The 21,871-nt window shown below is 65.1% G+C and carries 18 protein-coding genes; 5 read left to right on the forward strand and 13 right to left on the reverse strand.

From position 1 onward, the window contains the following. Window positions 1-5 precede the first annotated feature (5 nt). The 5 genes from OCH7691_RS14215 to ribB all read right to left on the reverse strand — a co-directional run bounded on the left by OCH7691_RS14215 (window position 6) and on the right by ribB (window position 5,415). Window positions 6-443, reverse strand: a complete 438-nt coding sequence (locus OCH7691_RS14215) for a MaoC/PaaZ C-terminal domain-containing protein (RefSeq protein ID WP_085884192.1) — start codon at window positions 441-443, stop codon at window positions 6-8. A gap of 14 nt (window positions 444-457) precedes the next feature. Then, on the reverse strand, window positions 458-1,621 hold the full coding sequence (locus tag OCH7691_RS14220; RefSeq protein ID WP_085884193.1) for an acyl-CoA dehydrogenase family protein: 1,164 nt from the start codon (window positions 1,619-1,621) through the stop codon (window positions 458-460). Between the two features lie 55 nt (window positions 1,622-1,676). Beyond that, window positions 1,677-3,314, reverse strand: a complete 1,638-nt coding sequence (locus OCH7691_RS14225; protein ID WP_176245060.1) for a class I adenylate-forming enzyme family protein — start codon at window positions 3,312-3,314, stop codon at window positions 1,677-1,679. A 29-nt stretch (window positions 3,315-3,343) separates the two neighbouring features. Then, window positions 3,344-4,117 carry a 3-oxoacyl-ACP reductase FabG gene (gene fabG, locus OCH7691_RS14230; protein ID WP_085884195.1) on the reverse strand — a complete coding sequence of 258 codons (774 nt, stop codon included), beginning with the start codon at window positions 4,115-4,117 and terminating at the stop codon, window positions 3,344-3,346. Between the two features lie 176 nt (window positions 4,118-4,293). After that, the gene (gene ribB, locus OCH7691_RS14235; protein ID WP_370853120.1) at window positions 4,294-5,415 is read right to left on the reverse strand and encodes a 3,4-dihydroxy-2-butanone-4-phosphate synthase; all 1,122 of its coding nucleotides are present in this window, start codon (window positions 5,413-5,415) and stop codon (window positions 4,294-4,296) included. 159 nt (window positions 5,416-5,574) lie between these two features. Between ribB and OCH7691_RS14240 the strand changes: the two genes are divergently transcribed. Then, window positions 5,575-6,861 (forward strand): MFS transporter, encoded by a 1,287-nt coding sequence (locus tag OCH7691_RS14240; RefSeq protein WP_176245061.1) that lies wholly within the window; start codon window positions 5,575-5,577, stop codon window positions 6,859-6,861. A gap of 49 nt (window positions 6,862-6,910) precedes the next feature. Here the strand turns inward: OCH7691_RS14240 and OCH7691_RS14245 are convergent, their stop codons facing one another. Together OCH7691_RS14245 and OCH7691_RS14250 are read right to left on the reverse strand one after the other, a co-directional pair. Then, the gene (locus OCH7691_RS14245; protein ID WP_085884198.1) at window positions 6,911-8,347 is read right to left on the reverse strand and encodes a hypothetical protein; all 1,437 of its coding nucleotides are present in this window, start codon (window positions 8,345-8,347) and stop codon (window positions 6,911-6,913) included. Window positions 8,348-8,377: 30 nt separating this feature from the next. After that, window positions 8,378-10,036, reverse strand: coding sequence for a class I adenylate-forming enzyme family protein (locus OCH7691_RS14250; RefSeq protein ID WP_176245062.1), 1,659 nt, complete (start codon window positions 10,034-10,036; stop codon window positions 8,378-8,380). Window positions 10,037-10,547: 511 nt separating this feature from the next. Here OCH7691_RS14250 and OCH7691_RS14255 point away from each other — a divergent pair. Then, entirely contained in the window at window positions 10,548-11,948 is a 1,401-nt protein-coding gene (locus tag OCH7691_RS14255; protein WP_176245063.1) for an aminotransferase-like domain-containing protein, read from the forward strand. 114 nt (window positions 11,949-12,062) lie between these two features. Here OCH7691_RS14255 and OCH7691_RS14260 read toward each other — a convergent pair whose 3' ends face one another. From OCH7691_RS14260 to OCH7691_RS14275, 4 genes are all read right to left on the reverse strand, one after another. Next, window positions 12,063-13,265: an acetyl-CoA acetyltransferase gene (locus tag OCH7691_RS14260; protein WP_085884201.1), complete on the reverse strand. Its 1,203-nt coding sequence runs from the start codon at window positions 13,263-13,265 to the stop codon at window positions 12,063-12,065. Beyond that, window positions 13,258-14,724: a hydroxymethylglutaryl-CoA synthase family protein gene (locus tag OCH7691_RS14265; protein WP_085884202.1), complete on the reverse strand. Its 1,467-nt coding sequence runs from the start codon at window positions 14,722-14,724 to the stop codon at window positions 13,258-13,260. The genes OCH7691_RS14260 and OCH7691_RS14265 overlap by 8 nt, the downstream gene beginning before the upstream one ends. Window positions 14,725-14,923: 199 nt before the next feature. After that, a complete protein-coding gene (locus OCH7691_RS14270; RefSeq protein WP_085884203.1) occupies window positions 14,924-15,385 on the reverse strand; it encodes an FAS1-like dehydratase domain-containing protein in 462 nt (153 codons plus the stop codon). A gap of 9 nt (window positions 15,386-15,394) precedes the next feature. Beyond that, entirely contained in the window at window positions 15,395-16,549 is a 1,155-nt protein-coding gene (locus OCH7691_RS14275) for an acyl-CoA dehydrogenase family protein (protein WP_085884204.1), read from the reverse strand. A 196-nt stretch (window positions 16,550-16,745) separates the two neighbouring features. Here OCH7691_RS14275 and OCH7691_RS14280 point away from each other — a divergent pair, with 196 nt between their 5' ends. The 3 genes from OCH7691_RS14280 to OCH7691_RS14290 are packed head-to-tail and all read left to right on the forward strand — an operon-like array spanning window position 16,746 to window position 19,629. Beyond that, window positions 16,746-17,261, forward strand: a complete 516-nt coding sequence (locus OCH7691_RS14280; RefSeq protein ID WP_217808001.1) for a flavin reductase family protein — start codon at window positions 16,746-16,748, stop codon at window positions 17,259-17,261. Between the two features lie 28 nt (window positions 17,262-17,289). Continuing rightward, a complete protein-coding gene (locus OCH7691_RS14285; RefSeq protein WP_085884205.1) occupies window positions 17,290-18,876 on the forward strand; it encodes an FAD-dependent oxidoreductase in 1,587 nt (528 codons plus the stop codon). Window positions 18,877-18,885: 9 nt separating this feature from the next. Continuing rightward, window positions 18,886-19,629 carry an enoyl-CoA hydratase/isomerase family protein gene (locus tag OCH7691_RS14290; protein ID WP_245826576.1) on the forward strand — a complete coding sequence of 248 codons (744 nt, stop codon included), beginning with the start codon at window positions 18,886-18,888 and terminating at the stop codon, window positions 19,627-19,629. 49 nt (window positions 19,630-19,678) lie between these two features. Here the strand turns inward: OCH7691_RS14290 and OCH7691_RS14295 are convergent, their stop codons facing one another. Beyond that, complete coding sequence (locus OCH7691_RS14295; protein WP_085884207.1) at window positions 19,679-20,464, reverse strand: SDR family NAD(P)-dependent oxidoreductase; 786 nt, start codon at window positions 20,462-20,464, stop codon at window positions 19,679-19,681. Window positions 20,465-20,488: 24 nt separating this feature from the next. Beyond that, a complete protein-coding gene (locus tag OCH7691_RS14300; RefSeq protein ID WP_176245064.1) occupies window positions 20,489-21,865 on the reverse strand; it encodes an MmgE/PrpD family protein in 1,377 nt (458 codons plus the stop codon). Window positions 21,866-21,871: the final 6 nt, after the last annotated feature.

A 21,871-nucleotide genomic window follows, 5' to 3' on the forward strand; every position in this document is an offset into this window, starting at 1 on the left:
GGATATCAGGCGGCCGGCAGTCGGACGGTGGCCGCCCCCCGGATGACAAGCCTGTCGACGACATAGCCGTCGAGTTCCAGCCGGCAGTCCCCGTTGACGGGGGATCCGTTCTTCTCGGTGATGTTGCCCTTGAACACGACCACATCCCCTGGCCTGACCGGGGACAGGAAGCGACTGCGTATGTCCCTGACCAGGGCGCCCGGCCCGGCCCATTCGGTCACCGCCTGGGCCAGCATGCCCATCGTCAGCATGCCGTGGGCGATCACGCCGCCCAGGCCGGCCTCGATCGAGAAATGGTGATCATAATGAATGCGGTTGAAGTCGCCCGATGCGCCCGCATACATCGCGAGCTGCATCGTCGTCACCGGCGGCTTGGAGAACTCGAAACGATCGCCGACATTGACCGCCTCGAAACTGCGCCTTTCGGTTTGCCCGGATGTCATCGCGCAGGCCCTCCCTATCGCTGCAAGGTTGAATCGAAGCCCTCGCCGAACGCCGCCTGGCCGAGGATCTGCGCCGAGCGGTCGTGACCGGCGTGCAGCACGTGGGTTTCCAGATCCCGGATGTAGCGGCTGAGCGGGAACTCGTCGAACATCGCCGTCGAGCCGGCCGCGTGAATGATCTTGTGGGAATTCTCGAAGGCGACTTGGGCGGCCATCGATTTCGCGGCGATCGACAGCAACTCCGCCTCGACGACGCTCTTGGTCTTCCAGGCCCGGATCGCATCGTGGAACAGCGCTTCCGCGGCCTTGAGCGCGATGCTCATTTCACCGGTCCGAAGCTGGATGATGCCGTCGCTGCCCTTGCCCCTGCCGCCGACATAATCGATGTACCAGTCGAACATGCCTTCCGCGGTGCCGAGATAGTTCGCCGCGAACCCCAGGTGGAACTTGCCCTGCAACCGGCTCCGCGGGAACGCGCCCGGCCCGCCGAACACATCCTTCTGTTCGATGAACACGTCGTCGAGGGTGATGATCGGGCTCGATGCCGTCCGCATACCGGCCGGCCGATACCAGTCCAGATCGATGCTCACGCCCTTCATGTCGGGCCTGACGAGAATCATCTGGTGGTTGTCCAGGTAGTCCTCGACCCCGGCGATCGCGGCGAAGATGATCGCGAACGCCATCGTCGGGCCGTTCGTGGCGTAATTCTTCTCGCCGCGAACGATGAACCCGCCATCGGTCGGCGTCGCCGTCGTGTTCATCTTGTACATGTGCCGGCGCTTGGCCTCGGAACCGACGAAGGAGCTCAGGAAGGGCTTCTCCATCATCGGTTCCAGGTACCGCTTGCGCTGGTCGTCGGTCGCCATCAGGTCCATCGCCCAGACGACGTGGTTCTGGACCTGGCAGCAATGCGCCGTGCCGCTGCAGCCGCGGGCAATGACGCGAATCGCCTGCAGGTAGGTCGCGGGATCGTCGGTATCGAGATTGGAGCCCTTGCCGCCCCGCTCCTTCGAGAGCGTGGTCGTCAGCCAGCCGCCTTCGAACAGCTGCTGGATATTCTCGTCCGGCATGTCCGCATTCTCGTCGTACTTGCGGCCGCGCGGACGGAACTCCTCGACGGACATCCGATGAAGTTCCTGGATCGGCGCACTGTTCAGCGCCTCGACCGGGTCGATCATTGTCTTCTCCCTGGATACTGCAATTGCAGACGATGTTTCTCTGAAGGCCGCCGAACTAGCCGGTCTGGCTTTCCCGGGTGGCGCGGTCCTTGAGCGCGAGCTTCTTGATCTTGCCGCTGCCGGTGATCGGCCATTCGTCGATGAAATCGACGAAGCGGGGCACCTTGTAGCTGGCGATATGCGCCCGGCAGTGCTGGATCACCGCATCCCCGTCGACCGTCGCGCCCGGCTCGACCTCGACGAAGGCATAGGCCACCTCCCCCATGCGGTCGTCCGGCACGCCGACCACGGCGACCTCGCGGATTCCGGGGAAATTCTTGATGAAATTCTCGACCTCAAGGGTCGCCACATTGAAACCGCCGGGCTTGATCATTTCCTTGATGCGGCCGCGAAACATCAGCCGCCCGTCGTCCCGGATGACGCCGATATCGCCGGTCTTGAGCCAGCCGTCGGCGGTGCGCGAGGCGGCCGTCTCCTCGGGCAGGTTGTAGTAGCCGGGCGTCACCGTGTAGGCGTTGACCTGGATTTCGCCCATCGTGTCGATGTCGAGTTCGGCGTCGGTATCGGCGTCGGCGATGCGGATCCGGACCTCGGGCATCGGCAGGCCGCAGGTCTCGATACGCACATCGATCGGATCGCTCCAGAAGCTCCGGCAAACGGCATTCGACGTCTCCGAAAGCCCGTAGACGTTCGTCAGATGCGCCACGCCGAGATAGTCGACCAGCCACTGGAACGAATCCCGCCTGAGCGGCGCTCCCGTGCCGGTGCGCAGGGTCGAAAGGTCGTAACGGTCGCGCGAGGCGAAATTCCGGAGATCCCGCACGATGGGCTCGACATAGAAGCTCATCGTGATTTTCTCGGCTTCCACCGTCTCGCAGAAGCGCGCGGCGTCGAAGCCATCGCCCATGAGAACGATGGCGCCGCCGGCGAGAAAGGGAGACAGCGTGAACGACGTTCCGGTCGCGCTGAACAGCGAAACCGACGCCAGGTAGCGGTCGTCTGGTCCGAGGCCCATCCGCGCGATGGTATTGAAGTTGTTCTGCAGCAGCGCCGAATGGCGCACCTGGGCGCCCTTCGGGAACGACGTCGTGCCGGAGGTGTACATGATCTGCGCGATATCGTCGGGCGCGACCCGGCCGGCGATCGTTTCGAAAACCGAATCCCGCTCGCCCAGCACGCTTCCGAGTTCCTCGACGGATTCGAAGGGGGTGACGCTCTCCGGAATACGGTCGCCGAAGCCGATGACCCGCTTCAGATCAGGCAGAACCTCGCTCTGCCAGCCGTTACGCACATACCCGGCATGGTCGGGATCGACCTTGCCGAGGATGTCATAGTAGTCGACCGTTGCGATGCCGGCCGACATGATCAGCGTCGTGGCCCGGCTCTGCGAGAGAATGAAGCCGATTTCCTCGTCCCGGAAACGGGTATTCACCGGTACCAGCGTCGCCCCCATGGCGGGGATCGCCCAGCGTGCGATCAGCCATTCCAGGCAGTCGGGTGCCCAAAGCGCGACATTATCGCCCGGACGAACCCCCAGTTCGATCATGCCCCGTGCCATCGCCCTCGCGCGGGCGGCAAGATCGGCGAAACTCAACCGTTGCTCACCGGCAACGATCGCGGTCCGCTCTCCATGCTCGCCTGCGCCCCATTTCAGGGCATCCCAGAAGGTCTTCGTACGCCAGTCGGTCGACACGGTTCGGTCTCTCCTCTCAGCCCGCTCGCCTAGCGGCGCGTTTCCGGGCCGCCACTGACGTAGACGATCTGGCCGCTGACGAATCCGGCCTCGTCGCTGCACAGGAAGGCGACGACATTGGCGACGTCTTCCGGCTTGCCAACCCGCCTGACCGCGATGTTCTTGGCGCGCTCCGCCTTGAAGTCCTCCGGGTCGAAGCCGCGCCGGCGTGCCGAGGCGCGGGTCATCTCCGTGTCGATGAAACCCGGCGCGACGCAGTTGACGTTGATGTTGTAGCGACCGAGTTCGAGCGCGAGTGTCCGGGTGAAGCCCTGGAGACCGGCCTTCGCCGTCGAGTAATTGACCTGGCCGCGATTGCCGAGCGCCGAGGTCGAGGAGATATTGACGATCTTGCCATAGGCGTTGTCGACCATGACCCGCTGCGCCGCGCGCGAGCAGACGAAGGCGCCGCGCAGATGGACGTTCATGACCGTGTCCCAGTCATCTTCCTGCATCTTGAAGATGAGGTTGTCCCGGGTAACGCCGGCGTTGTTGACGAGGATGTCGAGGCCGCCGAGTTGCTTGACGATCTCGTCGAACGTCGCGTCGACCCGGGCCGGATCGGCGACATCGCACTCGAAGGCCATGGCCTTCACGCCATGCTCGGCGGCGATCGCCTCCGCCGCCGCCTGCGCGGTCGCGATGTCGAGATCGAGGATCGCCACATTGGCGCCATCACGTGCGAACGTCGCCGCGGTCTCCCGACCGATACCCCCACCGCCACCGGTCACCACCGCTGTCCTGCCCGCGAACCGATTACCCATCACGTTGCCTCATCCGTTACTTTTTCTATCACCCTGACGCACGCGACCGACACTCGGGGTGATTACCGAATCCGGCGCATAATGTACCCCTATATTGCAACACTATTTGTATGCAATGTCACGCCTCAAATAGGATCATTTGACCGAGGCAAGCCCGGCAGCCACAGGATCGGGGTTCATATGGCTTCGCGGCCGACGACCGTCAGTCCGTATCCCTCAAGCCCGGCAATTGTCCGGCTGCTGTTCGTCAACAGCACCATTTCCCGCACGTCAAGGTCGGCGAGAATCTGCGCCCCGGTGCCGTAGTCGCGCAGATTGCTGCCGCTTTTCTGCAGCATTGTCTCGCGCTGCCCAAGCACCTCCGACGGGCTGTGGTTGTGCGCTTCGCGGATCAGGACAATCACACCGCAGCCGATCTCGCCGATTCTCTCCATCGCCCGGTAGAGTTCGCCGCCGTTCTCGTAGGATAGGTCACCCACGATATCGTCGAACAGGTTGACCGCATGGACGCGCACATGGGTCGGGCGGGCAGGATCGGGATCGCCCTTGATCAGCGCGACATGCTCGACGCCATCGACGCTGTTGAGATAGACCACCAGCTTGAAACGGCCGCCGTGCCGGCTGTCCACCTCGCGCTCGACAACCCGCCTGATCAGCTTCTCGTTGCGCCGCCGATAGGCGATGAGATTCGCGATCGAGGCGATCTTCAGGCCATGTCGCTCGGCAACCTTGATCAGGTCCGGCAGGCGCGCCATCGTTCCGTCATCGTTCATGATCTCGCAGATCACGCCGGCCGGCACGAGCCCCGCCAGCCGCGCGAGGTCGACCGCCGCCTCGGTATGGCCGGCGCGAACCAGAACGCCGCCGTCCCGCGCCTGAAGCGGGAAGACATGGCCTGGCCTCGCCAGGTCGTTCCGCCCCTTTGTCGGATCGATCGCGACCGAGATGGTACGCGCCCGGTCAGCCGCCGAGATACCGGTCGTGACACCCTCGCGCGCCTCGATCGACGCCGTGAAAGCGGTGCCGTATCGACCGCCCGAATTGGGCGACATGGGCGGCAGGGCCAACTCGGCGACCCGCTGGCTGGTCAGCGACAGGCAAATCAGTCCGCGCCCGTGGCGCGCCATGAAATTGATCGCGGCGGCATCGGCGAACTCGGCGGCGATGATGAAATCGCCTTCATTCTCGCGGTCTTCGTCGTCAATCAGGATGACCATCCGACCCTGCCGGATGTCGGCGATGACATCGCCGATCGGCGACAGCGGCGAAGAGTTCGCGCCGGCGCCCTCGTCCTGCAAAACAACGTGATCGCCGGCCTCGCCGGCATCGCCCCGGAATGTCACGCCTCAGGCTCCTGCGACCCAATTATCGTAGCGATTCTCATCTAATGACTCGTTCATTGTAGCAATTGATGTCAATATTGTAATCATCCAAATACGCGTACGGAAGACCTGATCTTGCTCACCGAGCCTCAAAAATCCACGAAGCAGGCTGTATCGCCGCTCCGCAGCAGCCAGTTCGTGACGATGTTCATCGTGCTTTGCGTCCTGTTCTCGCTCGGCCAGTTTCACCGCAGCGCCGGCGCCGTGCTGTCGCCGGTATTCGTAGAGGAATTCGTGCTGAGCGCCGCCCAGGTCGGCCTCGTCATCGGCGGGATGTTCATCGTCCAGGGCCTGCTGCAGGTTCCGTCGGGCGTTCTGCTGGACCGTTATGGGACCCGTCGCGTGCTGCCGACAATGGCGCTGGCCGCGGTCGTCGGCTGCTTCCTGATCGGCCTGGCAGAGAGCTGGTTTCTGGTGCTGATCGGCCGCGCGCTTCTCGGCGTGGGTTTCGCGACCTCGATGCTCGGCTCCTATTCCGTCTTCGTCCGCTGGACGACACCCGAACTCATCGGCACCGTTACCGGCCGTTTCCTGTTCTTCGGCGGCACCGGGGCGCTGCTCGCGACGTTCCCGCTGGCCTGGCTGATCGAGGTCTTCGACTGGCGTTCCGTCTTTCTGGTCCTCGGCGGCATCACCCTTGTCGCGACGATCTTCACCTTCGTCGTCGTCCGCGATTCGCCCGATGACGACGTCCCGGACGTGGCAGCGCCGCAGAAGACGCTGATCGGCAGCGTCCTCGGGCTCTGGGTCGTGCTCAAGGATCGCCGGATCTGGCCGGCGCTGATGATCGCGCCGTTCCTCTACAGCCCGCTGCAGGTTCTGATCGGCCTCTGGGCCGGGCCCTTTTTCAAGGACGTGCACCAGATCGGCGCCATCGACCGCAGCTACATCCTGCTCATGATGGTGCTCGGCTCGAATTTCGGGATGTTGTTCTACGGCCCGATCGAACGCTTCTTCAACACGCGGCGCAACGTGATCCTCGCCGCAACGGGGCTGATCTCCGCGGGATTTCTGTCAGTGGCCCTATTCGGCTATTCCAGCGTCTGGCTGTCCGCGACGCTCTTCCTCGTCATCACCGTGGTAGCGCCTTTCTTCGTCGTCGTTCTCGTGCACAGCCAGGTGATGTTTCCGCCGGAGTACGCCAACCGGGTCGTATCCCTCGTCAACCTGTTCTCGATATCCGGCGTGTTCTTGAACCAGTACCTGACAGGCAGCCTGATCGACGCGGTCACCGACGACCCGACCGTCACCGGGTCGGTGGCCGGTTATCGTCTCGTTTTCGCCTACATGGCAGCGGTCTACCTAGCGATCACGCTTGTCTACAGCCGTACCAGGGACATTCCGCCGCGGAGCGCGAAATAGGGCGCGGCGCCGGGCGCGACGAAGGCGTCCGGACGCCGCCCTGCCCGCCTCACAGGAGCCAGCGGTTGAGCACCGAGATATAGGCCGCGCCGACGATCAGGCCGCCGAACGAATAGAGCCCGTTCAGGCGCCACGAAACATACCAGGGCGAGCGCTCCAGAATCCGGCTCATGAAAAGCGTCAGTCCGGACGTCGGCGTCGAGGCGGTCCCGACGCCCCAGAGCAGCCCCATGCACAGCCCCAGGCTGACATCGTGAACGCCGATCGCCTCGCCCGGAAAGACCTGCCCGAGCAGCACGATCAGCACCAGCGGATGGATCATTAGCATCGTGCAGACCAGCATCACCGCCAGCAGCAGGTAGATCGCCAGCCAGCCGACAATGCCGAGATCCAGCAGCAACGTGGCTACCATCTCCGGGTCGATCGCCGTCGCCAGGGCATAGCCGAGAAAATTCGCTGAGAAGAAAAGCACGATCTCGGCGCGGAGATTGCAGACGTTCACGATCACTCTGTCCGCCATGCGGGACATGGTGCCACCGGACGCCGAACGGACCAGGAGCCACTGCCAGACGATCGAGATGAGCGGCAGAACAAGGAACAGCGCGATCGGCGTCGAGATCGACAAGCTCTCCGACGCGATCAGGATCAGGCCGACGATGACAAAGGCCAGGAACCCGATCCGCGCGATGACCGGGCCTTCGAGCCTCCTCGCCGGCACGGCGGCCGGCGTCGGACCGGCGGCGGCGCCCTTGCTGTCCCGGCCCGGACGGTTCATGACCCGGTCGAACAGCCAGCCATAGCCGAGCAGCAGGAAAGCGAGAGGCATTCCCGGGACCGCCAGTTCAAGCCATCCGAGTTGCGGCAACACGTACATGACCACGGCAATGGCGACGAAGAGCGGCGACCAGAAGGCGGCGAGCGCGAAGCCGCGGATCATCGCGCAGGCCATGCGCTCGCGGGCCTCCTGGTCCTTCTGTCCGATCAGGAAGGTCGAGAGCAGGCTGAGCGTCGCGAAATTCGTCACTGCGCCGAAAAAATGCGCCGCGAAGGTCAAGGTCGCGTAGCGCCGGCCAGCGGGCTGGTTGACGACGAACTCGCGCGCTGCCCGGATCGACGGGCTGTTGACGGCCGGATACTGAAGAAAGGCGACCGACGCGAACAATGCGCCGAAGATCAGGGTCCCCTCGGCGGCGCGTTTCACGACGGCGAGGTAGTCGCCCGATGGAAACACCGCCAGGAGACCGACCGTACCGAGAATCGCCCCCGTCATCAGATGCAGCCGGGGCACGCGGACGAATTCGAAGGCGGCGAAGGCGCCAAGCGCAAGCGTGGCCGCGGTTGTCGCGACAGGAAGTTTCCACAACAGGCCGACGGTCGTCAGGGAAACGCAGAGAAGAAGCAATGACGTCGCGACATAATCGCGGACGGCAACCGGCGCGGCCTGCGCCAGACTCGGCGGATCGGAAAGGGCCGGGGCGTCAGACATCGCGGCCCGACATGGCGTCGCCGAGGACGTTCATGCGCCGGCGCGCTGGGTCTGTTGTTTGTTCCGGCCGACCGGCGCCGGCAGGCCGAGACGTTCGGCCGCCATTTCGCGCAGTCTGAACTTCTGCACTTTCCCGGTGCCCGAGGTCAGCGGGAACGTATCGACGAAGAAGACATGGCCCGGCATCTTGAAGCCGGCCAGCTTCGGCTTCAGGAAGGCGATCAGTTCGTCCGCGGTCAGACCGGCGCCATCCTTCAGGATGACGAACACCGCGCCGATCATGTCGGCCAGCGGATCGGGCACACCGACGACCGACGACGCGGCGACCGCCGGATGGCGGTTGACGACCTGCTCGATCTCCTCCGGGAAAACGTTGAAGCCGCGCGACTTGTAACCGTCGCCCAGGCGCCCGAAAAGGCGGACCCGGCCGGTCGCGTCCAGTTGCCCGAGATCGCCGGTCCGGAACCAGCCGTCGTCCCTCAGGCAGGCGGCGGTTTCCGCCGGCTTCTTGTAGTATCCAGCCATCGTGCAATAGCCGCGCACCCAGATCTCGCCCGGACTGTCGGGCGGCAGTTCGTCGAGCGTCTCGCTGTCGACGATCTTGATCTCGACATCGGGCAGCGCCCAACCCTGAGTCGTGTGGCGAATATCGCGCGGATCGTCCCAGCGGTTGCGCGTCGCCACCGTGGTGGTTTCGGTCAGTCCGTAGCCGGTCATCACGCCGGGAACGCCGATGACGTCGGCGACGGCGTCGAGGACCGCCGGATCGATCGAGAGCGTGTAGGAGATCCGCAGCGACGACCGGTCATACTTGTCGAAATCCGGATGCCTGATCAGCTGATCGACGGAGAGCGCGAGCAGATGGATGCCGGTGACCTTCTCCTTCTCGATCGCGCGGAGACAGGCGCCGGCATCGAACTGCTCGCCGATCACCTGCCGGGCGCCACGAACGAGATACGGCAGCACGCCGTTAAGCGTCGCCATGGAGCCGAACAGCGGAATCGCCATGTAAAGGACGTCGTCCTCGGTGAGATCGACGCGATCGCCGATATCCCAGGCCTTCCGCCAGACGCAGTGGGTGATCATCGCGCCCTTGGGCAGGGCCGTGGTCCCGGAACTGTAGACGATGCTTCCGGGTTTGCTGCCGTCGCGTTCCATCGGCGGCATCGGCAAATCGGCCGGACCGGGCTTCGACCAGTCGAGAGCGCCCGAATACCGCTCATCGAACGGGTCGACGGCGATCACATAGGCGAGTTCGGGCAATTGTTCGCTGCCGAGCTTGCCGGGCTCTCCGGTCAGAAGGGCGGGCGCCAGTTCGCTCAATTCGCCGAGAACATCGCGAAACGCACCGTCGCCCGGCACGATGACCGCCCGGCTGTCCGACTGCGCCAGCTGGTAGGCGAGTTCATCCTTCCGGAGACGGGTATTGAGCATGACGGCGACCAGGCCCATCTGCGAGGCGCCCAGCCAGTACCAGATGAATTCAGGCCGGTTCGGCAACAGGATCGCGACCTTGTCATCCGGCCGCAGCCCCAGCGAGGCGAAGCGTGCCGACGCCCGGTCGACCTGGACCTTCACATCGGCAAACGAGTAGCGCTCGTCGCGAAAGACGACCGCCTCACGGTCGCCGTAACGCTCGGCGACAAGTGAGATGCTCTCCGCGTATGTCAGATCTCGGAACGGATTCACGACGCTGCCCCTCAGGCCCTTGCCAATACTCCTGGGTCGGCCGGGACGCGCTTCAGCAAATCGAACGACTGTACGTTCATCGTTTCGCGGCACATCCGGAACGGGCCGGCGAAATCGAGCTTCGGCGTTCAGCCCGGCAACCGACACGCTTTCACCGACGGAGCCAACCTTGACATTCGAAGGCAAAAGCGCTGTTTACACGAGGGCGCGAGGCGCAGGGCGCGAAAGATGCACGCGATACGCGCATTCGGCCCGGCCCGCGAAATTTGCACCTCTTCCGTACGAACGACTCGCCATCTCGATGACGACACATTGCAGAAGATTGCCCATTTTCTCGGTTTCTGATATATTTCCCGAGTTTAGCTAGGGTTACAGAGTATTCTTGCGTCCCTCGCCCTTCGTTGTCACATCATATGGCGGTTTCAATTAGGGCGCAATGTCACAATCAAGGTGGTTATAATTTATCGAGATTGCGGTAGTTACAATAGCACCGCATATGGAGGAACCTCTATTGAGCCTTGACCGAGTCATGTGGGTACCTGACATCTCGACGATCGGCGGACCGCGATATCTTGCCCTGGCGAGCGCGATCGCGGAATCCATCAACAACGGCGAACTTCCGGCCGGGGCGCAACTGCCGCCGCAACGGGACCTGGCCGAAAAGCTCGGCGTTACCGTCGGGACGGTGGGGCGCGCCTACATGGTGGCCAAGAAACGCGAGCTGGTCTCGGGCGAAGTCGGCCGCGGCACCTTCGTGCGCGGCCACGCAGGCAAGAGCACATTCGGCAATTACATCCCCGAACGCAAACCCGGCATGATCGACCTGGCGTGCTACCGCATTCCCGTCGACGAGATTCCCGAAACGATCTCCGGCGTCATCGCCGATGTCGCCGATCACACGGTCCTGCTGCCGCTCATCGACTATCCGCCGCCAGCCGGCTACATCACCCACCGGACGGCCGGCGCCACCTGGATCAAGCGCAGCGGCCTCGACGTGCCGCCCGAACAGGTCATCGCCTGCAACGGCGGACAGCAGGCGATCCTGACGGCGCTCTTTGCCCTTTCCGGCCTTGGCGGTCCGGTCCTCACCGAGCAGGTGACCTATTCGGGCTTCAAGTCCCTCGCGGCACTTCAGAACCTCGAACTGGAAGGGGTCGAGATGGATGCCGAGGGCATGATCCCGGAAGCCCTCGACGAGGCCGCCAAGACATCCGGCGGCATGATCGTCTATATCCAGCCGACGGTTCAGAACCCGACCGGTCATTCGATGTCCGAGAAGCGGCGCGAAAAGATCGCCGCGGTGGCCCGGGCCAACGATCTCATCCTGATCGAGGACGATGTCGCCGCCGCCGGCCTGACCGATCGCCCCATGCCGATCGCGACCCTTGCGCCCGAACGGACGATCTACATCACCAGCCTGTCCAAATGCGTCAGCCCGGCCCTTCGCGTGGGCTTCATGGCGGCGCCGCCGAAGCTCGCCGAACAACTGTCGAACACGCTTCACTCGCTCGCGCTCGCGATGTCGCCTTTGACCCTGGAAGCGGCGTCGCTGCTGATCATGGGGGGCGGCGCCGCGGCCATCGCCGAACAGAACACCCGCGAACTGGCGCGCCGCCACGTGATGGCCCGGGAGGAACTGGGCGGCCTGGATCTGCGCAGCCACCCGGCGGCTTTCTTCTCCTGGCTGCAGTTGCCCGGGCACTGGACGTCGGCGGAATTCGCCGAGACGGCTCAGAAATCCGGCGTTTCGGTCGCGCGCGCCGAACATTTCCATATCGGTTCGACGGAGCCGCCGCGCGCGGTCAGGATATCCCTGAACCCGCAGGCGAGCGTCAACGTGCTGCTCGACGGTCTGCGCATTCTCCGCCGGATCGCCGAGGAAAAGCCCAGCCCGCGCCTGGCCGTCATCTGACGCCACGCGGGACGGGCGGCACCGGCCGTTCGACCGTCGAGGCCGCAACGGATGGCATAACGGTGACGAAACGGGCGCCGTGCGCGACGGCGCCCCGTTCCGTCTGTCCGCGGACTAGACGCCCATCCGGCCGATGATCGCGACCGAGCAGACATTCTGGTGCGGCGCACCGCCCAGATTGTGTGTCAGGCCCAGTTTCGGGCTCTCGACCTGGCGCTGATCGGCCCGCCCGAGCATCTGCAGATAGAGCTCGTAGACCATGCGCAGGCCGGAAGACCCGATCGGGTGTCCGAAACATTTCAGGCCGCCGTCGATCTGGCAGGGCAGGTCGCCGTCGGAATCATAGAAGCCGTCGAGCACGTCCTTCACGGCACCGCCCTCGGGCGACAGGTAGAGGTCTTCCATGGTGACCAGTTCGGTCACCGAGAAGCAGTCATGCACCTCCGCGAGATCGATCTCCTTCCGGGGATTGCGGATGCCCGCCTCCTCGTAAGCCCGCTTGCTCGCGATCCGTGCCGTCATGAAATGGCTGCCGTCCCAGGAATTGTGGCCGGCCTCGGTACCGTTCGAAACCGAGAGCTGCAGCGCCTTGACGGTGATCATGTCCTTCTTGCCGAGCGCCTTGGCGATCTCGGGCGTGGTGACGATGGCGCAGGCGGCGCCATCGCTGACGCCGCAGCAATCGAAGATGCCGAGAGGCTCGGCAACCGTCGGCGCGCGCAGCACCTGTTCCTCGGTGATCTTGTTGCGAAGATGGGCCTTCGGGTTCTTGGCCCCGTTGGCGTGGCTTTTCACCGAGATGTGCGCCATCGCCCGCTTGAGCTCGGCCGGGTCGATGCCGTGCTTGGTGCTGTAGGCGGTCGCGAGCTGGGCGAAGGAGCCCGGCGCCGAGTAGTTCGCCCACCACATCGAGTTGAGCGTGCCCCGGCTGCGCTGCGGCAGGCCGCCGTAACCGGTATCCTTGAGCTTCTCCACGCCAAGCGCCAGGGCGATATCGCAGGCGCCCGAGGCAACGGCATAGACCGCGCCGCGCAGCGCTTCGGATCCGCTGGCGCAGAAATTCTCGACCCGGGTCACCGGGATGAACGGCAATCGCAGGGCGACGGAAAGCGGGATGCCGCCCTTGCCGACATGGATCTCCTCGATGGCCGTCGCCAGCCATGCCGCCTGGATCTCCTTGTAGTCGATCCCGGCATCGGCGATGCATTCCTCGAAGGCCTCGACCATGAGGTCTTCCGAGTCGCAATCCCAGCGCTCGCCGAATTTCGAGCAGCCCATGCCGATGATTGCGACTTTGTCCTTGATACCGCTAGCCATCGATCGCCCCCTCGCCCGCCTGCACTGGCGCGGCTTTCCAGAAATAGCGCCGGAACCCGCGCTGATTGTCGAAGTCCTTGATCCGGAACATCATGCGGACGTCCTGTCCGACCGCGACGCCTCCGACATCGGCGTCCGTGAAATTCGCGAGAAACCGGCCGCCACCGTCGAACTGGATCATGCCGTAGTGAAGCGGCGGATCCGGGCAATAGGTCAGGTGGTCCGCCGACCAGGTCATGATCTTTGCCGGCACATCCGCGAAGCGGAACGGCTTCTGCGTGTTCGTCTTGTTGCAGTTCGGGTTGACGCAAACGCGCGAGCGCGGGAACTGGTGCGTGCCGCAGGCATCGCACTCGCCGCCGACGAGGCCGAACAGCATGTCCCGGCGCCGGTAGAGCTGGGTCAGCGCCGTCTGGTTGTCCAGTTCGGCACGCATCCCCTTTTCCCGGTCGACCAGTTCGTTGAACGACATGAACTTGTTGTAGTTCGTCTCTTCCCGCCGCCGCGCCAGATAGCCGGTAACGCCGTTTGCCGGCTTGCGGTCGGCGATCCGTTCGGTGGCCCGGAAGACCAGGACGTCGCAGCCCTGCCCGAACGAAGCGACGACCAGCACCTGGCCGGGCGCGGCATCCTCGAGCGCGCGCGACAGCAGCACGAGCGGATGGGCACAGCCGGTCATGCCGACGGCGCCGTCAAGCGGGTCCGCGAGCTTCTCCGGGGCGATCCCGGTCATCTGCGCGATCTTCTCGGGCACCCGTTTCAGTGTCGCGGGCGCGATCAGGACATCGACCGCGCCACCGTCGATCCCGGCCTTCTCCAGCGCCGCCGAGATCGCCCGCGGCATGATCTTCAGATAGCCCTCGTCGCGGATCCAGCGCTCTTCCCAGTTGTAGTCGAAGTCCCTGTTCTGTCCCCGATAGTGATCGACGAAGTCGACCGACGTGGAATGACGCGCCAGGAGCTCGGCAACAACGTCGTCAGTGCCGACCGTGAAGGCCGCGGCGCCGTCCCCGAAGATCATCTCCTGCTGGGCCGCGGCCCGCGTGCGCCGGGTTTCGCTCGCGACGACAAGGATGTTCCCGGTCGTTCCGCCGGCATCGAGCGCGGCGACCAGCGCGGCTGTTCCCGCCCGTTGCGACGAGGTGATGTCGATCGTCGAAAGATCCTCGTCCAGGTCGAGCGCCGCGGCGACGATCCCCGCGTTCTGGCGATCCGCGAAGGGCAGCGTGGTCGAGCCGAGGTAGATCGCGGCGAGCGGCCCGCCGCTCTCGCACGACAGGCAGTCGCGGGCGGCCTCGACCGCGAGCGTCACGGCGTCCTCGTCCCAGTTGCAGATGCTGCGCTCGCCCTTGGCAAGCCCGCGCAGTCCCGGCTGTATCCAGCCGTTGGCCTCTGCGATGCTTTTCCGCGACAAGCGCAGTCGCGGGATATAGCCGCCGAAGGCTGTCAGTCCGATCATAGCTTCCCTCATGCCCCTTCCGGCCCGACGTCCGCGAAGACCCAGGCGGCAGCAGCCGCCGAATGGGTCTGCCCTGCACGCCGCAACCGGGTCAAACTGTCAGGTCCGACCTTTGCATCGATATTGTGCCCATTGCAAGTCAAACAATGGGAACAATTTTCCGATCCGTCCGGCCCCGAAGCGCCGGCGACGGACCGCGTCATTTCTTCAGTTCGTTGCCCGCCTCACGATAGACGGTGCTCCGCGCGATGGAGAAGACATGCTTGCCGTCGGCATCCTCGCCACGGATCTCCTGGTGCAGGATCTCCATCCGGCCCGACTTGCCCGACTTTTCCTGGACATCGCGGAAGATCACCCGGCAGGTCAGCACATCGCCGGCCACGACCGGGCGCGAATAGGTGAAATGCTGCTCGCCGGCCAGGATCCGCCGGCGGTCGAGATCGCGCGTCCAGACCGGTTCCTCGGGCGGATAGAAGGTAACCGGGAAGGTCGGCGGCGCGATGATCCCGGCGTAACCCTGCGCCTGTGCGGCCGCAGCGTCGCGGTATACCGGGTTCGGATCGCCGATCGCCTCGGCAAACTTGCGGATCGCCCCCTTCTCCACCTCGACCGTGTAGGGGCCGAATTCCGAACCGATAAGCGAACGGTCGATCTCAGTCATGACGCACGCTCAATCCTTCTTCCACTGGCTGATCTTTCGATCGAGGATCCGCGCCGCGATCATGTTCTTGTGAATCTGCATGGTGCCGCCGTAAATCGAGCCGCCGCGGACCTCGGCGTAGCGGTGCGCCAGCGGATATTCCTTGGTGTAGCCGTTCGCCCCGAGGATCTGGATCGCGTCGTCGCAGATCTCCTTGGCCGCCTTCGCGACGAAGACCTTGGCGATCGAGGTTTCGAGCGCTTCCGGCAGCCCGGTCGCCTGGGCCGTCGCGGCGGCCCGGTAAGTCAGCAACTGCGCCGCGTCGAGCTTGACCCGCATGTCCGCGAGCATCCACTGGATGCCCTGGAAATCGCAGATCTCCCGGTTGAACTGACGCCGCTGTTGGGAATAGTCGAGGGCATATTCGTATGACGCCTGTGCCGAACCCAGCATGCGGGAGATGCTGCCGAGCCGCTCGGCGTTATAGACGCTGATCAGTTTCCCGAAGGCATTGCCGTCGAGCAGGATGTTCGATTTCGGCACCCGGCAATCGTCGAAATAGAGCTCGAACAGCAGTTCGTCCGCCATGTTGACGGTGCCCTTCGAATGCTGGAAGCCCGGCGCGTCGTGCGGCACGATCACGGCGCCGATGTCGGACGCCCGCCCGGTCGTGCCGAAGCGGCAATAGAGCACCGTGTAGTCGTTGACGTTGACGGCGCTGACGAACTGCTTCGAGCCGTTGATGACGACCTCGTCACCGACGATTTCCGCGCGTGTCCGCATGGCGGTCGCCGCCGAGCCCGCCTCCGGCTCGGTCATGCCGATGGAAATGCCGATCTCGCCCGAACAGATGCCGCGAATGTATTTCTCGCGCTGCTCCGCCGTGCCGTAGGCCTCGATCGCGCCGCAGGCGCCGGTCGAGGTGCGGTGCGCCAGGCCGCCACAAAGCGGCGAGCAGGCATGCAGCGCCTGGATCACCAGCAGGGTGTCAAGGAGCGGCAGCCCGACGCCGCCAAGCTCCGCCGGCATGTTGAGACCGAGGAGGCCCTGCTCGGCCATGACCCGCCGCAGCGCCCGGACGCCCTCGACGCTGCCATCCGCGGCATAGGGTTCGAGCACGCGGCGATAGGCCTCACGCGCGGCCTCCACGAGCTCACGCTGACGATCGGTTAACGCGAAATCCACGCTGCCTCCTGATGTCCGGCGGCCCGCCGCACGGTTCGATCTGACACAAAAGCAATCACAACATTGTACCTATCAATAACGCCCAATTTGGCATTTATTGTCAATACAAGTTGCGATACATTTTGGTCCATCAACGGTCGTCATCGGCTCCGTGATCGCATGACGGGCGACGACATCAATCAGAAAGTGGTGCCCGGTGACGGATGTATCCGCGGAAGACTTCAAGATGGGAATGCGGCAGCTCGCGGCCGCGGTGAACGTCATTTCCGTGATGGCGGACGGCTCGCCGCACGGCATGCTGGCGACAGCGGTCTGCTCCGTATGCGCCGCACCGCCGACGCTGCTCATCTGCGTCAACCAGAGCGCCTCGATGCATCGGGCGATCCGGGAGCGCGGGCATTTCGGTGTCAGCGTTCTCGCCGAGCACCAGTTCGAAACCGCCCATCATTTCATGTCGAAGGTCGCGAGCGAGCGCTTCACGACCTGCGACTGGGACACGCTCGCGACCGGCGCACCGGCGCTTGCCGGTGCCCTGGTGAATTTCGACTGCGAGGTCGAATCCGAGGTGAATGTCGGAACGCATACCATCTATTTCGGCCGCGTCGTGGCGCTCCGCCGCGCGGAGAACGGCCCGCCACTGCTTTATCACGACGGCAACTACGCGGCGCTCGGCCAGACGCCGCTGCCGGGCATGGCCGCGAAACAATGCTGATCGGCGCCGATCGCGGAAGTCCGGCGCCATGAGGCTGTCGCAGATCGAGCGCTGGGACCTCGAAACCGGGGTCCTGGTCATCGGCTTTGGCGCGGCGGGCGGGGTCGCGGCGATCGAGGCGCACGACCACGGCTCCGAGGTCATGGTGCTCGAGAAAATGGCCTTTCCGGGCGGGCTGTCGGCGGTCTCCGCCGGCGGCATCCGGGTCTCGGACAATGCCGACGAGGCATTCCGCTATCTGCGGGCGATCTGCGAGGATCGCACCCCGGAGGACATGCTCCGCGTGCTCGCCGACGGCATGGTCGAGGTGCCGGACTACCTGCGCCGTCTCGCCGCGCTCAACGGGGCCACGATCAAGGTCACGCCGGCGCTCGGCAACTATCCCCTGCCCGGCTGCGAATCGCTCGCCTATTGCGAGGTTTCCGTCGTTCCAGAACTCGAGAACGGCGACCGCTACCACGCGACGCACGCGACCAAGAACGGCGGCCGGCTCTTCAAGCTGCTGGAGGACAATGTCGAGAGCCGCGGCATTCCCGTCCACTACCGCACGGCGGCGAAGGAACTGATCGTCGACGGCGACGGCGCGGTCCGCGGCGTGGTCGCGGAATCGGACGGCCGGATGCTGAATATCCGGGCCGCCCGGGCGGTAATCCTGACCTGTGGCGGCTTCGAGAACGACGACGAGATGAAGCGGCAGTATCTCCAGGCGAAGCCGGTCCTGACCGGTTCGTTCGCCGGGAATACCGGTGACGGGATCCGCATGGCCCAGGCGGCCGGCGCCGACCTCTGGCACATGTGGCATTACCACGGCCCCTACGGCATGAAGGATCCGACCGGCGAGTTCCCCTTCGCGCTGTATCTGAAGGCGGTGCCGATGTGGACGCCCGGCTATCCCGACAGCGTCTCCGACCTCGGCATCGTCGACAACAAGGGCAAGCCGCTGTCGCAGAAGGCGCTCGCCAGGATGGCGTGGATCGTTGTGGACCAGGACGGCCGGCGCTTCATGGACGAATACCCGCCCTATCCGGGCGACATGGGCGTCCGTCCGTTCGATGCCTACGATTCGAAGCGCCAGAAGTTCCCCCGCATTCCCGCCCACATGATCTTCGACGAGAACGGGCGGAAGATGTACGCCATGGGCCGCACGGCTTACAACGATCCGGACGCGCATTTCGACTGGAGCGCCGACAACCTCGAGGAAGTCGCGCGCGGCATCTTCGAGAAGGCGGACAGCCTCGAGGAACTCGCCAACCTCATGAACGTCGACCCCGGGACACTGGCGAAGACGATCGAGGACTGGAACGCCCATGTCGCCGCCGGCTTCGACCCGGATCACGGGCGGCAGCCCGACACGATGGTCCCGATCGACACGCCGCCCTACTATTTCGGTCGTGTCTACCCGGTGGTGATCAATACCCAGGGCGGCCCCCGGCACAATGTGCGCCAGGAAATCGTCAACCCCTTCGGCCAGCCGATCCCGCGCCTCTATGCGGCCGGCGAACTGGGCAGCGTTTTCGGGCATCTCTATGTGAGCGGCGGCAATCTCGCCGAATGCGTCGTCGGCGGCTGGATCGCCGGGCGCGAAGCCAGCGCCCTCGAGGCTTGGGAGACGTAAGTGTCGGAAATGCAAGATTACCTGATCGTCGAGGATCTCGGCCGGACCCGGATCCTCACGATCAATCGGCCCGACAAGCTCAACGCGTTGAACCGTGCCCTCGTCGAGGGCCTGACCGCGGCGCTGGTCGGCGCCGAGCGGGATCCGGCGATCGTGAACATCCTTCTGACCGGCTCGCCGAAGGCATTCTCGGCCGGCGTCGATCTCAAGGAAACCGCGAAACTCGAGAACGAGCCCCAGTTCGAAGCGCACGCCGGGCGGGTCGCCGAACTGTTCCTCACGCTGAACCGCATGAGCAAGCCGACCTTCGCCGCCGTCGAGGGCTATGCGCTGGGCGGCGGCTGCGGCCTCGCGCTCGCCTGCGACATCATCGTCGCCGGCAGCGAGGCGACCTTCGGTTACCCGGAAATTACCCGCGGCCTGATGCCGGCGCTGGTGACGCCCAACCTCGTGCAGCGTGCCGGCCGCCGCAAGGCCTTCGAGTTCCTGGCCTTCGGCCGTCGCTACAGCGCCGCCGACATGATGGCTGCCGGCCTCGCCAATGCCGTTGTTCCGGCCGGCACGGCAAGGGACGAGGCCCTGCGCTGGGCCGAAAGCTCCGGTGCCGGCGATCCGCAGATCTTCGCCTGGATCAAGGAACTCATCACCGTCAGCGAGACCGACGGCCTCGAGGCCGGCCTCAACCGGGCGCGCGAACTGAACGCCACGTCCCGTCGCCTCGCCCGATCCCGGAAGGGTGGCCCAGACGCCTGACGGGCCGGAAACTTCCGCCTCGACGGAAGTCCCGGCCGCCAGGGCGGTCCTAGAGCGACGCCGTCCCGCCGCCGTCGACCTGCAGGACGATGCCGGTCACGAAGCCGGACAGGCCCGACGCGAGGTAAAGCGCGGCATCGGCGATATCACCGACCTCCGACATCTCGCCCAGCGGATTGGCCGCGCTTGACCCGCTGCGTTCCGGGTTTCCGGACTTGGCGGCGATCGCCCGGTTGGCCGCGGCAATCACCTCGTAGCGCGGCGATCGCACCGGGCCCGGCGCGATCGCGTTCACGCGAATGCCGCGCGGGCCGTAAATGTTCGCCAGCCCCTTGGTCAGCGTGTTGACCGCGCCGTTCGAACAGCTCCCCGCCAGATGCGATGGCGAATTCGGCTGATGCCCGCCGCGACCGGAGACATTGATGATGGACCCGGTGCCCTGCTTCGACATGTGCGGCAGCACGGCACGGGCGGTCCGCATGTAGCCAAGCACCTTCGCGTCCAGAACGGCCATCCAGTCGTCGTCCGACAGCTTGTCGAGTTCGGCGAAGATCGGGCAGGTCGTCGAATTGACGAGGATATCGATCCGGCCGAATTTGCCGATCAGGTCAGCCGCCGCCGCGTCGACTTGCGGACGATCGGTCACGTCGATGACGGACACCGTGGCCCGGGCACTTGCCGGCAGCGCGTCGGCGACCTCGGCAAGTGACGCCTCATTTCGACCGGAGAGTACAACGGAGGCGCCTTCGGCCGCGAAGCGACGGCAGGTCTCCGCTCCGATCGCGCCGGCCGCGCCGACCACCCAGGCGACCTTGCCGTCCAACATGCCACTCATCTCGTCTCTCCCCCAGTTTTGTGATTACGAAACCGCGTCGTCGAACAAGGCCGACGCATGCCCGTCGCGCAGGCCGAGCAACTGCTGCAGGCAGTTCTCGGCGGCGGCGGTACCGAGCGGCTGGTGGCCGCGCCCCAGGCAATCCAGCGCCTTCAGGCGTAGCGCCGCATCGGCATCGTCTCCGAATGCCGCATTGGGCACGTCGGCGACATGCAGCGAGAAATTCTCGCCACCCTTGAGCGTGATCGACACCGTCGCCGGGGCGACATGTCCCTTGAGGTCATCGAAGATGCCGACCTCGATCGCCTGGGCACGGCGCACCCTTTCCGCCGCAGCCGCCTTGCCCGGCTCGATATCGGCCAGCGTCATGCCCCCGCCATCGAGGGCGCAGACCGCCGCGTAGGCGGCCGAGAATTGCGCGGCAACCTGCGGATCGCGCCCGGGATCGTAGGGCCCGCCGATCAGGCGATGCATGTAATCCGTCACGGTGATGCCGATCGACGCGGTATCGTCGAGGTCGATCCGATGCTGTTCCTTCAGACGGCGCGCGGCATCGATCACGACATGCGTGCAGAGGCACGCCGGATATTTCTTGATCACCGCCTGGTCGAAGACGAACGCCGTGCCAATGCCCTCGACGACCGCCGTCGGCGAGCCTTCCTCGTAAAGCGCGAACAAGCCGGCCGCCCCGTCCAGGTACCGGCGCGCGCCGGTAACGCCGCGCTCGGCGAGTTGGGCGGCGAGCAATCCGGCACGAATCGCGAACGCGGTCTGGAATCGCTTGGCGAGTGCCGGCTCGAAAATCGCCTGCTTGGTACCCGAGGTCTGGGCGAGCGCCAGGCCGAACGCGTTATGGGTCTGCTCGGCGCTCAACCCGAGCAGCCGCGCTGCCGTCGCGGTCGCGCCGAAGATCCCGTAGATCGACGGCGTGAACCAGTTCGACCTGCGCGGCGTGGCCAGCGATACCCGGCTCATCACCTCGCTTCCGACGATATGCGCCTGGACGATCCGCTCTCCGCTCGCGCCGATGTCGGCGCCGAGCGCGAGGGCGATCGGCACGGTGATCGCCGCCGGATGGAGAAGTGACGACTGGTGAACGCTGTCGAAATCGAGGGCGGCGGCGGCGACGCCATTGACGAAAGCGGCCTGGGCGGCCGACACCCTCTCGCCCCGGCCCCAGATCCGGGCGGCCGGCCTACCCCCTTCGGCGAGCACGAGTTCGGTCGCCTCAGCAACGCCATCGGCGGCACTGCCTGCCCAGCCGACCGCAACGGTGTCGGCAATCTGGCGCGTCGCCGTCTCCCAGCCGGCCGGCGTGAGCCCCGACAGATCATCGAGGGCGGTGAACGCCGCCAGCCGGGCGTTTGCGTCCACATCGTTTCCGGGTCGCGCCTCATCCATCGCCAA

The organism is Oceanibacterium hippocampi (genome assembly GCF_900172325.1).
Lineage (GTDB): Bacteria > Pseudomonadota > Alphaproteobacteria > Sneathiellales > Sneathiellaceae > Oceanibacterium > Oceanibacterium hippocampi.